The organism is Herbiconiux sp. SALV-R1 (genome assembly GCF_013113715.1).
In the GTDB taxonomy this organism is placed as follows: domain Bacteria; phylum Actinomycetota; class Actinomycetes; order Actinomycetales; family Microbacteriaceae; genus Herbiconiux.
The window spans coordinates 2,088,007-2,100,698 of sequence record NZ_CP053344.1 but is presented as its reverse complement, the minus strand read 5'-3'; the positions used below and the strand labels follow the sequence as shown (position 1 = coordinate 2,100,698).

Sequence of the window (12,692 nt, the reverse complement as noted above, 5' to 3'; positions counted from 1 at the left end):
CCGTAGCGGGTGGTGCGCGCGGCGGCCCGGGTCAGCCGAACAGCGTCTCGCCGACGTACCCACCCTCCGAGGCACCGGGCGGCACCGCGAAGATGCCCGACCCCACGTGTCTGACGTACTCGTTCATCGCGTCGTTCTTGGCGAGGTTCATCTGGATGGGGATGAACTGCTTCCGCGGGTCGCGCTGGAAGGCGATGAAGAACAACCCCGCGTTGAGTCTGCCGAGCTCGTCGTTGCCGTCGACGAAGTTGTAGCCGCGGCGCAGCAGTTGCGCCCCGGCGTTCTGGGTGGGGTGCGCCAGCCGCACGTGCGAGTCGGCGGCGATGAGCGGTGCGCCGCCGCGCCCGGTCGCGTCGAAGTCGGGCTCGGTGAACTCCGTGCCGCCGGAGTACGGCGCGCCCTCGCCCTTCGTGCGACCCACGATCGCCTCCTGCTCGCGGAGCGAGGTGCGGTCCCAGGTCTCGATGGTCATGCGGATCTTGCGGGCGACGAGGTAGGAGCCGCCCGCCATCCAGTCGGCGCCGTCGTCTCGGGAGGCCCACACCTGCTCGTCGACGACATCCGTCTGTTCGGCCTTGACGTTGGCGGTGCCGTCTTTGAAGCCGAACAGGTTGCGCGGCGTCGCCTGGGCGGTCGTCGTGGAGCTCGTGCGACCGAAGCCGAGTTGCGACCAGCGGATCGCCGCGCGGCCGAAGGCGATGCGGGAGAGGTTGCGGATGGCGTGAACCGCGACCTGCGGGTCGTCGCTGCAGGCCTGGATGCACAGGTCACCGCCCGTGAGCGTCTCGCTCAGCATGTCGGCGGGGAAGTGCGGGAGGTCGACGAGGGCCTCGGGGCGGCGGTCGGCGATGCCGAAGCGGTCGGTGCCGTCGGCGGCGGTGAAGAGGGTGGGGCCGAAGCCGAAGGTGATGGTGAGGCCGGCGGCGGGCAGCCCGATGGCTTCGCCGGTGTCGTCGGGCGGCGCGTCGTAGGGGCCGTTCACCGCGCCGTAGACGCCGACCGGGTCGCCCGCGGTCATGAGGGCGGCGGCGGCGCTCCAGTCCTGCAGCAGCTCGACGAGGTCGTCGCGGGAGAGGTCGGATGCGACGTCGAAGGCGGCGAAGTGCAGCCGGTCTTGCGCGGGGGAGACGATGCCCGACTGGTGCTCGGCGTAGAAGGGGTAGACGGTGCCGGAGGCGATGCCGCTGCCGCCGGCGCCTGCCCCGGCGCCGGCGCCCGCTCCCGTGCCCGCGCCGAAAGCACCCGAGGCGGCCTGGGCGATCGCGGGAGCCGCGAAGCGGTCGGCGGCGACTCCCACGCCGACCCCGGCGACGCCCGCCCCGACGAGGCCCAGCAGCCCCCTGCGGGAGATGCCGGCCTTCGCCTGGGCGGGTTCGTCGTGCTCGGTCATGGGTTTAGGGTAGAGGTCAGCCGACCAGCGTCGCCGTGAGCTGGCTGAGCGGCTCGCTCAGGGCGGAGACGCCGTCGGCCAGCTGCTTCACCTGCTCGGGGGTGAGCTCGTCGTAGTAGGTGAACCCGGCGTCGAGGCTGCCGTACTCGGCGAGCGTCGTCTCGAGCGAGGCGAAGCGCTCGTCGATGGTGGTCACCAGCTCGGGGTCTTTGGTCTCGACGATGTCGCGCACGCCCTCGTAGGCGACGCGGGCACCCTCGAGGTTGGCCTGGAAGTCCCACAGGTCGGTGTGCGACCAGATCTCCTCCTCGCCCGTGATCTTGCCCGAGGCGACCTCTTCGAGGAGGCCGATGGCGCCGTTCGAGATCGCGTCGATCGACACCGTGTAGTCGGAGGCGTTCACGGCGTCGGCGAGCAGCTGGGTGTCGGCGACGAGCTTGTCCGCGTAGTAGCTGCGCTCCTCCGCGGTGAGCGGGGTGTACTCGACACCGCCGTTGTCGGCGGCCGCCGGCGGGAAGAGGTCTTTCTCGATGCGGTGCCAGCCGGTCCACTCCTCGCCCTCCGCGACATCCGCTTCCCGGAAATCGATGGCGGGGTCGAGATCGCCGAACGACTCGGCGACGGGCTCGATGCGCTCGTAGTTGGCGCGGGTGGTCGCGTAGAGGTCGCGCGCCTTCTGGTCGTCGCCCGCGAGATACGCGTCGGTGAAGGTCGTCGTGCCCACGACGAGCTGGGCCACCTGGTCTTTGACGTAGGCGACGTAGTTCACCGCCGCCTGGTCGACCTGGTCCTGCAGGTCGCCCGCCAGCTCGACCTTGTCACCCGTCACCGAGAACGCCGCCTTGCCGATGCCGTCGCCCACCATGCCGGGCTTGCACACCGTGTAGTAGTCGCCGGGCTGTGCCTGCACGACGAGGTCGCGCGAGATGCCGGGGCCGACGTTCTCCACCTCGCCCACGATGCGCAGGCCGTCGTCGGCGAGCAGGTAGAACTCCGTCACCTGGTCGCCCGAGTTGGTGACCGAGAAGGTGAGCGTGCCGCTCGTGGCGGTCGTCGCGCTGACCGTGCAGGCGTCGGACGAGCTGTCGACGGTGATCGCACCGGCGGCGGCTCCGTCGCCCGCGGAGGCGGAGCTGTTGGGCACGCATCCGGAGAGGGCGAGGAGGGCAGCGGCTGCCGTGGCGGTGACGAGCGCGGGCTTGGCACGCTTCGTAAGGGAGTGCAGTGTCACAGGGGCTCCTGTCTGGTGATGGGAAGGGGTTCAGGCGGCGCGCGCGGGCGCGGCCTGGGCCGGTGCTGTGCCGGCGGATCTCTTCGGCCCCCGGCGCACGGCGCGCACGAAGAGGAGCATCGTCGGCACGAAGTACGCGAGCCACACGGTCAGCTCGAGCCACGTCGTGGCGGGGGAGAAGTTGATGGTGCCCTTGAGCAGCGTGCCGTACCAGCTGGCAGGCGGGATGACGCCGCTCACGTCGAAGGCGAGGCTGTTGAGCCCGGGAAGGATCCCCGCCTCCTGCAGGTCGTGCACCCCGTAGGAGAGCACGCCTGCGGCGACCAGGATGAGGAAGCCGCCCGACCAGGCGAAGAACTTCGAGAGGTTGATGCGCACGAGGCCGCGGTAGATGAGGTAGCCGAGCACGACCGCCGCGGCGATGCCCAGCGCGGCGCCGAGGATGGGGAGGGTCGTCTCGCCCGTCGCCTGCACGGCGGCCCAGATGAACAGGGCGGTCTCGATGCCCTCGCGGCCCACGGCGAGGAACGCCACGAGCACCAGTCCCCAGCCGGCGCCCACGAGCGCCTTGTCGATGTCGTCGTGCAGGGTGCCTTTCAGATTCTGGCTGGTGCGGAGCATCCAGAACACCATCCAGGTGACGAAGCCCGTGGCGATGATGGAGAGCGAGCCGCCGATCGCCTCCTGTGCCTCGAAGCTCAGGCCGTAGGCACCGAAGGTCAGTACGGCCCCCAGCGTGAGGGCGACCAGCACGGCGAGGCCGACGCCCATCCAGAGCCGCACGAGCACGTCGTGACGGCCGAGCTTCCTCACGTAGGCGATGAGGATGCCGACCACCAGTGCGGCCTCGAGGCCTTCACGCAGGCCGATCAAGAAGTTGGCGAACACGGGCACCGTTCTTCACAGGAAAGCGGTAAGGGTTGCCTTACCAAAATCAGAGGCTAGACCTCAGAGGGTGGTTTGTCCACTCCGCCGTCCAGCGGCCGATTCATCCACAGATTCAGGGGGTTCAGGATGCTCGCGGCACGCGCCCGTACGCTGGTGGCGTGAATCCTGCACGAACGACCCGCCTCCTCGCCATTGCGGCCTCCCTGTTCCTGGGTCTGTTGTTCGGCGTGCTCGGCACGATCGTGCACCAGATCTCGGTGAGCGTGTTCGGCGTCTTCGACCTGCCTGTGGGGCTCATCGTCGCGCTGCCGGCCCTCGCCCTGCTCCTCGTCGGCCTCCGCATGTCGGCGCCCACGCGGTTCGCGGCACTCGCCGCGGCGATCGGGTCGATCTGCATGGTGGCGCTGCTCGCCCTGCCGAGCCCGGGCGGCTCCGTGCTCATCCCCGACAGCGCGCTGGGCCTCGCCTGGCTCATCGGGTCGACGCTCGTGGCCGTCGTCGTGCTCGCCTGGCCCCGCATCAAGCCGCGCGAACCGCAGCAGCCCGCGGTGCCGACCACCCGCCCCGACGCCGTAGACTTGAAGCTCGGGTAATCGAAGGAGTCTGAACCACTGTGACCTATGTCATCGCCCTCCCGTGCGTGGATGTCAAAGACCGCGCGTGTATCGACGAGTGCCCCGTCGACTGCATCTACGAAGGCGAGCGTTCGCTCTACATCCACCCCGACGAATGCGTCGACTGCGGTGCCTGCGAGCCCGTCTGCCCCGTCGAGGCCATCTACTACGAAGACGACCTGCCCGAAGAGTGGGCCGACTACTACAAGGCCAACGTCGAGTTCTTCGACGAGATCGGCTCGCCCGGCGGCGCCGCGAAGGTGGGAGTCATCAAGCACGACCACCCGGTGATCGCCGTGCTCCCTCCCCAAGAGCACTGATCGGCCCGCTCCGGTGGCTCTAGGCGCACTGCCCGACTACCCGTGGGACGCGATGACCCCGTTCGTCGAACGGGCGCGCGCCCACCCGGGCGGCATTGTCGACCTCTCCATCGGGTCGCCCGTCGATCCCACGCCCGAGATCGTGCGTGCGGCGCTCGCCGAGGCCACCGACGCCCACGCCTACCCGCAGACGGCGGGAACTCCGGCGCTGCGCGAAGCGGTCGTGGAGTGGTACGCGAGGCGGCGCGGGGTCACCGGGCTGAGCGCGGAGATGGTGCTTCCCACCATCGGCTCGAAGGAGTTCGTGGCCTGGCTGCCGTTCATGCTCGGCCTCGGTGAGGGCGACGTGGTCGTGCATCCGCTCGCCGCGTACCCCACCTACGAGATGGGCGCCACGATCGCAGGTGCGACGGCCGTCGCGGCCGACGACCCCGACACGTGGCCGGCACGCACCCGGCTGGTGTGGCTCAACAGCCCCGGCAACCCCGACGGGCGCGTGCTCGGGGTGTCGGAGCTCGCCGCCGCGGTGCGTCGTGCCCGCGAGCTCGGCGCGATCGTGGTGGGCGACGAGTGCTACGCCGAACTGGGCTGGGAGGGCGAGTGGGAGTCGACCCCGGTGCCGAGCGTGCTCGATCCGCGGGTGGCCGGGGGAGACCCCACCGGGGTGCTCGCCGCCTACTCGCTCAGCAAGCAGTCGAACCTCGCGGGGTACCGGGCGGCGTTCGCCGTCGGCGACCCCGCCCTCATCGCGCGCCTGCTCACGGTGCGCAAGCACGCGGGAATGATCCCGCCCGCGCCCGTGCAGGCCGCCATGACGGTCGCGTTGGGCGACGACGCCCACGTCGCGGCGCAGAAGGAGCTCTACCGGGCCCGCAGGGCCGTGCTGAAGCCGGCGCTCGAGGCCGCGGGGTTCCGCATCGACCACAGCGAGGCCGGGCTCTACCTCTGGGCGACCGAGGGGCGCGAGGCGTGGGAGAGCATCCGTGCCCTCTCCGAGCTCGGCATCGTCGCGGGGCCCGGGCCGTTCTACGGGCCGCACTTCCCCCAGCACGTGAGGTTCTCGCTCACCGCACACGACGAGCGCATCGCCGCCGCCGCCTCGCGGCTCGGCGGCTACCGCCGGGCATAGGAGAGTTCCTCTAAGGTTCACCGCCCAGTCTGGGTGAATGCAACAGTAGGGTTCCGGGGACATTAGGCTGTATGAGGGTCAGCGCAGTCACGGTCACGAACTCGCTGCGGCGCCCGCTGACGACAACGCTTGCAGATCATCTCGAGGAGGCGCCGTGACGGACGTCGATCACATCGCGAAGACAGAAACCGGCTCCGCCGAAGGACCCGGGACTGTCACGCTGAACCACCCGGGAGGAACCGCGGAGTTCCCGCTCCTTCCCTCGGTCGACGGCGCCTCGTCGATCGACCTCTCCACCCTCACCAAGCAGACCGGGCTCACCGCGCTCGACTACGGCTTCGTCAATACCGCGGCCACCAAGTCGGCGATCACCTACATCGACGGCGACGCGGGAATCCTGCGCTATCGGGGCTACCCCATCGAGCAGGTGGCGACGAAGCTCACCTACCTCGAGGTGGCCTGGCTCCTCATCTACGGCGAGCTGCCGACGCCCTCGGAGCTGAGCGACTTCGACGACCGCATCCGTCACCACACCCTGCTGCACGAAGACCTCAAGCGCTTCTTCGACGCGCTGCCGCACAACGCCCACCCGATGTCGGTGCTGTCGTCGGGTGTCTCGGCGCTGTCGACCTACTACCAAGACTCGATGGACCCGCGGAACCCCGAGCACGTCGAGATCTCGACCATCCGTCTGCTGGCGAAGCTGCCGGTGATGGCCGCCTACGCCCACAAGAAGAGCATCGGGCAGGCCTTCCTCTACCCCGACAACTCGCTGTCGTTCGTCGACAACTTCCTGCGCCTGAACTTCGGCACCATGGCCGAGCCGTACGAGATCGACCCGGTGCTGTCGAAGGCGCTCGAGCGCCTGCTCATCCTGCACGAAGATCACGAGCAGAACGCGTCGACGTCGACCGTGCGGCTCGTCGGCTCGACCGAGGCGAACATGTTCGCGTCGATCTCGGCCGGCATCAACGCGCTGTTCGGTCCGCTGCACGGCGGGGCGAACGAGGCGGTGCTGTCGATGCTGGCGCAGATCCGCGACTCCGGCGAGGGTGTCGACAAGTTCGTCGAGCGGGTGAAGAACAAGGAGGCGGGCATCCGTCTCATGGGCTTCGGGCACCGCGTCTACAAGAACTACGACCCGCGCGCCAAGCTCGTGAAGGAGAGCGCCGACGAGGTGCTCGAGGCGCTCGGTGTGAAAGACCCGCTGCTCGACATCGCGAAGGAGCTCGAGCAGGTCGCCCTGAACGACGACTACTTCATCTCGCGTCGCCTCTACCCGAACGTCGACTTCTACACCGGCGTCATCTACAAGGCGATGGGCTTCCCCACCCGCATGTTCACGGTGCTCTTCGCCATCGGCCGCCTCCCCGGGTGGATCGCCCACTGGCGCGAGATGGCCACCGACCCCCAGACCAAGATCGGCCGCCCCCAGCAGCTCTACCTGGGCTCCCCCTCCCGCGACCTCCCCTAGGGTCCCCCCCTCAATCGACCCGTCACGTCAATCGACCCGTCACGATCCGCCCTCTGAAGCTAGCTCGAGGGGCGGATCGTGACGGGTCGATTGCGTGTTGTCCACAGCTCGGGCCAGAGCACGCTCTCACGGGGCTGAGTAGGGCACTGTGGCGGGGTGTCCCGCTCAGTTCCTCTGCCCCACGCGCTCGCGGGTGGCCCGTTCACGCTGGCATCGGGCGCGGGCCAGGGTCTCAGTGAGAAGCGGATGCGCGGGGCCGACCTGGCTAAGCCCTTCAGCGGTGTGCGCACGACCCCGGAAGACGGGTTCACCCTGCTCGGGCGGTGCGCTGCCTACGCGCTTCTCATGCCGGAAGGCCACGTGTTCAGCCACAGCACGGCGGCACGGTTGTGGGGGATGCCGCTGCCGGAATCCCTCGAGATCGAGGAACATCTCCATGTCGCGGCGATCGACGGCACGACGAGACCGCGATCGGCGGGTGTGCGGGGTCACGAGGTGCTCGACTCGTCGGCCCGCGTGCACCTGCGGTCGGGATTCCGAGTCCTCGATCCCGTGACGGTGTGGCTGCAGCTCGCTGCGAGTCTCGGTCTCGACGACCTCGTGGCGGCGGGCGACCACCTCGTGATGACACCTCGCTTCGCGCCACCCGGTGATGAGCGGCCGTACGCATCCGTCGACGAGATGATCTCGCGGGTGCGGGCATTCCGTGGGCGGGGGAAGAAGAATGCGAGCTGGGCGGTGGGGCACGTCCGCGACGGGGCGGAGTCTCGGAGGGAGACGCTGTTGCGGCTGGAGCTTCTGCGGCACGGACTGCCCACACCTGAACTCAACACCGAGATCGTCGACGACTCGGGCGCGCGCATCGGGTTCGGAGACATCGTGTTCAGGCACCATGGCGTGCTCGTCGAGTACGACGGTGAGCAGCACCGCACGAGCTCCCGCCAGTACTACCGCGACGTCGAGCGCCTCGAGGCGCTGCACCGCGCGGGCTGGATCGACGTTCGCGTCACACGCCAGACCCCGCGCACAGGCCCCGCCTCAGCTGTTGCCCGCACCGAGCGCGCGCTCCGTTCCCGTGGCTGGGCTCCGCCGGCATGATCGACCCGTCACGATCCGCCCTCTGAGGGCCCTGAGAGGGCGGATCGTGACGGGTCGATGGGCGGGGCGCGGGGGCTAGGCGTGGAGGGTGGGGTTGAGGGTGATGCCGGAGCCGGAGCGGGCGACGGCCTCGACGGCGCCCGTGAGGGAGTTGCGGCGGAAGAGGAGGTTGGGCACGCCCGAGAGCTCGACGGCCTTGACGATGCGGTTCTCGTCGTCGGAGCCCGATCCGTCGATGAGCACGACCTTGGTGCCCGCCGTGACGTAGAGGCCGGCCTCGACCACGGAGTCGTCGCCGATCGAGATGCCGATGCCGGCGTTCGCTCCGAGCAGCGACCGGCGCCCGATCGAGACGCGCTGCGTGCCCCCACCCGAGAGCGTGCCCATGATCGACGCGCCACCGCCGATGTCGGACCCGTCTCCGACCACGACCCCCTGCGAGATGCGGCCCTCCACCATCGACGCGCCGGTGGTGCCGGCGTTGAAGTTCACGAAGCCCTCGTGCATCACGGTCGTGCCCGGGGCGAGGTGCGCCCCCAAGCGCACGCGCGACGCGTCAGCGATGCGCACCTTCGCGGGGGTGACGTAGTCGAGCAGCCGCGGGAACTTGTCGATGCCGTAGGCCTGGATGCCCGCCCGCTGCAGCGACGGACGCAGACGATCGAAGTGGTCAGGATGCACGGGGCCGGCATTCGTGAACACCGCGATCGGCAGGTGCGCGAAGACGCCGTCGAGGTTGAGCCCGTTCGGGGCCACCAGGAGGTGCGACAGCAGGTGCAGGCGCAGGTACGCGTCGGGGGTCGACGCGGGCGGCGCGGCGAGCTCGACGCCCACCGTCGTGACCTCGACCGTGACGCCTCGGCGCGCATCCGGAACCGCGTGCGCGTGCAGTTCTTCGGGGGCGACCGCACCCGCGGGCAGCTCACCGAGGGCGGGAGCCGGGTACCAGGTGTCGAGCACCGTGCCGTCGGCGGCGACGGTCTGCAGGCCGTGACCCCAGGCGTGCGTGGCGGATGCTGTGGAGAGTTCGTCTTCGGGCATGACTCCAGCGTATCGATCTGCGGCCCCCCTCTAGACTTGGCGAATGGCATTCGACCCCGCGCATCCGGTTCTCGACCTGACGGAGAGCTCGACCGTGCTCACCCAGCAGATCTGCGACGTCGAGTCGGTCTCGGGGAACGAGACGCTCCTCGCCGACGCGATCGTCGTCGCGCTCGCCGAGCAGGCGCCGCATCTCGAGGTGATCCGCGACGGCGACACGATCGTCGCCCGCACGCACCTCGGCCGAGACCAGCGCGTGGTGATCGCCGGGCACATCGACACGGTGCCCCTCAACGCGAACCTCCCCACCCGCTACGAGACCGTCGACGGCGAGGAGTACCTCTGGGGTCGCGGCACGGTCGACATGAAGGCCGGCGTCGCGGTGCAGCTGAAGCTCGCCGCTGAGCTCACCGATCCCGTCGTCGACATCACCTGGATGTGGTACGACCACGAGGAGGTCTCGAACGAGCTCAACGGCCTCACCCGGCTCGCCGCGAACCGCCCCGAGCTGTTCGCGGGCGACTTCGCCATCCTGGGCGAACCGAGCAACTCGCAGATCGAGGGCGGGTGCAACGGCAACCTGCGCGCCGAGATCCGCGCGTACGGGCTGCGGGCGCACTCGGCCCGCAGCTGGGTGGGCGACAACGCCATCCACAAGGCTGCCCCCATCCTCGACCGGCTCGCCGCCTACGAGCCGCGCCAGGTGGAGGTCGACGGGCTCGTCTACCGCGAAGGGCTCAACGCCGTGGGCATCAGCGGGGGCGTGGCGGGCAACGTCATCCCCGACGAGGTGATGGTGCACGTGAATTACCGCTTCGCGCCGAGCCGCTCGGGCGAGGAGGCGGTGGCGCACATCGAGGAGCTGTTCGGCGACTACGAGGTGCGCATCGTCGACCTCGCCGTCGGCGCCCGCCCCGGCCTCGACGCCCCGCTCGCGCAGCGCTTCCTCGCCGCGGTCGGCGGGGAGGCGAAGCCGAAGTACGGCTGGACCGACGTCGCCCGCTTCTCGGCCATGGGCGTGCCCGCCGTCAACTACGGCCCGGGCGACCCGCTCAAGGCGCACGCCGACGACGAGCGCGTACGGGTGAGCCAGATCGAGTCGTGCGAGGCGGGTCTGCGCGCCTGGCTCACCGGCGCCAGCTGAACCCGCAGGCGAGCACGAGGGTGAGCGAGACGACGGCGCCGACGGATGCCGCTGCCCCCGACAGGCGGTCGCGCCCCGCAGACGGACGCGGTTCTGCGATGGGGCCGGGCCGAGCATCCGCTGTGCTGCGCCGTGTGCCGTGGTGGGCGCAGGTGCTCGTGGTGTTCGCGCTGTCGCGGGTGGTCACGACGGTGATCGCGCTGCTGTTCGCGCGGGCGCAGGGTGCGAACCCGTGGACGGGGGCGAACCCGCCGTACCTCAGCTACGCCGCCATCTGGGACGGCAACTGGTACAAGATCATCTCGTTCTACGGGTATCCCTCGCAGCTGCCCGTGAACGCCGACGGGCACATCGGCGAGAACGCCTGGGCGTTCATGCCGGGCTACCCGTTCCTCGTGAGCGCCCTCCGCTGGGCGACCGGGTCGAGCTGGGAGCTCGTCGCCGTCGCGGTGTCGATCGCCTGCTCGCTGGGCGCGGCGCTCGTGTTCCACCGCCTCATGAAGCACGTGCTGCACGACGACGGGGCGGCCCTGTTCAGCGTGGTGCTGTTCTGCGTGGCGCCGCTGTCGCCGCTGCTGCAGTTCGCGTACGCCGAGGCGATGGGGCTGCTGCTGCTCGTCACCGCGCTCTACCTCATGGTGACGAGGCGCTATGCGTGGGTGTTCCCGGTGGTGGTGGTGATGGCGCTCACGAGGCCGACGGGTCTCGCGTTCGCGCTCTTCGTCGGGCTGCACGTCGTGCACCGGTACCTGGTGCGGCGGCGCGATCCGTTCCCGGTGCGGGAGCGGGTGGTGACGGTGGCGCTCGCCGTGTTCAGCGGGCTGATGGGGCTCGCCTGGCCGGGCATCGCCTGGCTCGTCACCGGCGAGCTCACCGCCTACACCGACACGGAGCTCGCCTGGCGCGCCGCCTACATCGGGTACGGCGAGCTCGTGCCGTTCACGGCGTGGTTCCAGGGCGGCAACTGGTGGCTGGGGGAGCCGCTCGGCGCGATCGTGGTGGTGCTGCTCATCGCGGGCTTCGCCGCGTTCCTGTTCACACCCCTCGTGAAGCGGCTCGGCGTCGACCTGCAGCTGTGGCTCGCGAGCTACGCGCTGTACCTGCTCGCGGTGTTCTTCCCGCAGTCGAGCACCTTCCGCCTGCTGATGCCGCTGTTCCCGGCACTCGGCGCGCTCGCCCTGCCCCGATCGCCGGTGTACCGGGTGGCGCTCGTCGTCGTGTGCATCGCCGGGCAGGTGGGGTGGATGGCGATCGGCTGGGGGGTCGACGGCCGCGACTGGACACCGCCGTGACCGGTGCGTGAGTTTCGTCAGTTGTCGCGATTCGGCGATAATGGTAACCGACACCACGAAAGGGGAGCCGAATGGCCGCCATGAAACCCAGGACCGGAGACGGACCGATGGAGGCAGTGAAAGAAGGACGCCTCATCATCGTTCGGGTACCGCTGGAGGGCGGGGGTCGCCTCGTCGTCTCCGTCAACGACGCGGAGGCGAAGGAGCTGCACGACGCTCTCGCCGGCGTGGTCAATCCCGCGTAGCAGGGAGCGCCTGGTCGCGACAGCGGCCGGGCCCTTCACGGCGAAGGCCCCGCCCCGGTTCACCCGGGTGGCGGGGCCTTCGCTTGTGTCTGGAACCGGTGGCCGGATCGTGTGTCTGGATCTTGTGTCTGAATGCGGGCTGCTCGTTCGTGAGCGGGCGAGCGGATGCCTCAGCCGACGATCTTCGTCACCTGCAGCAGGCCGTCGCCGGCCGGTGACAGCGTCGTGAGAACCGCCTCCGAGGCGGCGAGCTCGGCGATGAGCGTGCGGAAGTCGGTGACGGTCTCGCCGCGCTGCACGGGGTCGGCGACCTTGTCTTTCCAGAGGGCGTGCGGCACGAGCACGGTTCCGCCGCGGCGCACGAGGCGCAGGGCGTGCTCGACGTACTCGATCACGCTCGCCGCGTCGGCGTCGACCAGCACCAGGTCGTAGGAGTTCTCGTTAAGGCGCGGCAGCACGTCGGCGGCCCGCCCCGTGATGAGACGGATGCGGTTGGCCGGCACCTTCGCATCCAGCAGGGCCGCGCGCGCCACCTGCTGGTGCTCCAGCTCGGTGTCGATCGAGGTGATGGTGGCCTCGGGGGCACCCCGCAGCATCCAGAGCGCCGACACGCCGAGGCCGGTGCCGATCTCGACGATCGACTTGGCGGCGGTGGCGGCGGCGATCACCCCGAGCTGGCTGCCGATGGCGGGGGACACCGACTCGACGCCCACCTCGGCGGCGTGCGCGCGCGCCGCCACGATCTGCGGCGTCTCGGCGACGAGGTCGTCGGCGTACTTCCAGCTGGACTCTTTGCTTGACACGGTGCCCTCCGCTTGACAGCTTA

General features: G+C 69.9%; 13 protein-coding genes. 8 read left to right on the top strand and 5 right to left on the bottom strand.

Features of this window, described 5'->3' with window-relative positions:
* Window positions 1-31: 31 nt before the first annotated feature.
* The 3 genes from efeB to efeU are packed head-to-tail and all read right to left on the bottom strand — an operon-like array spanning window position 32 to window position 3,509.
* Window positions 32-1,390: an iron uptake transporter deferrochelatase/peroxidase subunit gene (efeB, locus tag HL652_RS10080; RefSeq protein ID WP_171705200.1), complete on the bottom strand. Its 1,359-nt coding sequence runs from the start codon at window positions 1,388-1,390 to the stop codon at window positions 32-34.
* 16 nt (window positions 1,391-1,406) lie between these two features.
* Window positions 1,407-2,621 (bottom strand): iron uptake system protein EfeO, encoded by a 1,215-nt coding sequence (efeO, locus tag HL652_RS10075; protein ID WP_253743773.1) that lies wholly within the window; start codon window positions 2,619-2,621, stop codon window positions 1,407-1,409.
* A gap of 30 nt (window positions 2,622-2,651) precedes the next feature.
* Window positions 2,652-3,509, bottom strand: coding sequence for an iron uptake transporter permease EfeU (gene efeU / locus HL652_RS10070; RefSeq protein WP_171705199.1), 858 nt, complete (start codon window positions 3,507-3,509; stop codon window positions 2,652-2,654).
* Between the two features lie 158 nt (window positions 3,510-3,667).
* Between efeU and HL652_RS10065 the strand changes: the two genes are divergently transcribed.
* The 5 genes from HL652_RS10065 (at window position 3,668) to HL652_RS10045 (ending at window position 8,144) form a co-directional block, all read left to right on the top strand.
* Window positions 3,668-4,102 (top strand): DUF6113 family protein, encoded by a 435-nt coding sequence (locus tag HL652_RS10065; protein WP_171705198.1) that lies wholly within the window; start codon window positions 3,668-3,670, stop codon window positions 4,100-4,102.
* A gap of 20 nt (window positions 4,103-4,122) precedes the next feature.
* A complete protein-coding gene (fdxA, locus tag HL652_RS10060) occupies window positions 4,123-4,443 on the top strand; it encodes a ferredoxin (protein WP_171705197.1) in 321 nt (106 codons plus the stop codon).
* A gap of 13 nt (window positions 4,444-4,456) precedes the next feature.
* A complete protein-coding gene (dapC, locus tag HL652_RS10055; protein ID WP_171705196.1) occupies window positions 4,457-5,572 on the top strand; it encodes a succinyldiaminopimelate transaminase in 1,116 nt (371 codons plus the stop codon).
* 220 nt (window positions 5,573-5,792) lie between these two features.
* On the top strand, window positions 5,793-7,046 hold the full coding sequence (locus tag HL652_RS10050; RefSeq protein ID WP_253743855.1) for a citrate synthase: 1,254 nt from the start codon (window positions 5,793-5,795) through the stop codon (window positions 7,044-7,046).
* A gap of 156 nt (window positions 7,047-7,202) precedes the next feature.
* Window positions 7,203-8,144 carry a hypothetical protein gene (locus HL652_RS10045; RefSeq protein ID WP_171705195.1) on the top strand — a complete coding sequence of 314 codons (942 nt, stop codon included), beginning with the start codon at window positions 7,203-7,205 and terminating at the stop codon, window positions 8,142-8,144.
* 75 nt (window positions 8,145-8,219) lie between these two features.
* Here HL652_RS10045 and dapD read toward each other — a convergent pair whose 3' ends face one another.
* Complete coding sequence (gene dapD / locus HL652_RS10040; protein ID WP_171705194.1) at window positions 8,220-9,185, bottom strand: 2,3,4,5-tetrahydropyridine-2,6-dicarboxylate N-succinyltransferase; 966 nt, start codon at window positions 9,183-9,185, stop codon at window positions 8,220-8,222.
* A gap of 43 nt (window positions 9,186-9,228) precedes the next feature.
* Between dapD and dapE the strand changes: the two genes are divergently transcribed.
* From dapE to HL652_RS10025, 3 genes are all read left to right on the top strand, one after another.
* Window positions 9,229-10,329, top strand: a complete 1,101-nt coding sequence (gene dapE / locus HL652_RS10035; protein ID WP_171705193.1) for a succinyl-diaminopimelate desuccinylase — start codon at window positions 9,229-9,231, stop codon at window positions 10,327-10,329.
* 20 nt (window positions 10,330-10,349) lie between these two features.
* On the top strand, window positions 10,350-11,621 hold the full coding sequence (locus tag HL652_RS10030) for a mannosyltransferase family protein (RefSeq protein WP_253743771.1): 1,272 nt from the start codon (window positions 10,350-10,352) through the stop codon (window positions 11,619-11,621).
* 71 nt (window positions 11,622-11,692) lie between these two features.
* On the top strand, window positions 11,693-11,866 hold the full coding sequence (locus HL652_RS10025; protein WP_022897336.1) for a DUF3117 domain-containing protein: 174 nt from the start codon (window positions 11,693-11,695) through the stop codon (window positions 11,864-11,866).
* A gap of 170 nt (window positions 11,867-12,036) precedes the next feature.
* On the opposite strand, the gene HL652_RS10020 is transcribed toward HL652_RS10025, so the two are convergent.
* Window positions 12,037-12,669 (bottom strand): O-methyltransferase, encoded by a 633-nt coding sequence (locus tag HL652_RS10020; RefSeq protein WP_171705192.1) that lies wholly within the window; start codon window positions 12,667-12,669, stop codon window positions 12,037-12,039.
* Between the last annotated feature and the right edge of the window lie 23 nt (window positions 12,670-12,692).

Bases quoted from the DNA above. Each gene is read 5' to 3' on its own strand.
- dapE (WP_171705193.1), top strand. From the start codon at position 9,229: ATGGCATTCGACCCCGCGCATCCGGTTCTCGACCTGACGGAGAGCTCG.
- dapD (WP_171705194.1), bottom strand. From the start codon at position 9,185: ATGCCCGAAGACGAACTCTCCACAGCATCCGCCACGCACGCCTGGGGT.
- HL652_RS10025 (WP_022897336.1), top strand. From the start codon at position 11,693: ATGGCCGCCATGAAACCCAGGACCGGAGACGGACCGATGGAGGCAGTG.
- efeB (WP_171705200.1), bottom strand. From the start codon at position 1,390: ATGACCGAGCACGACGAACCCGCCCAGGCGAAGGCCGGCATCTCCCGC.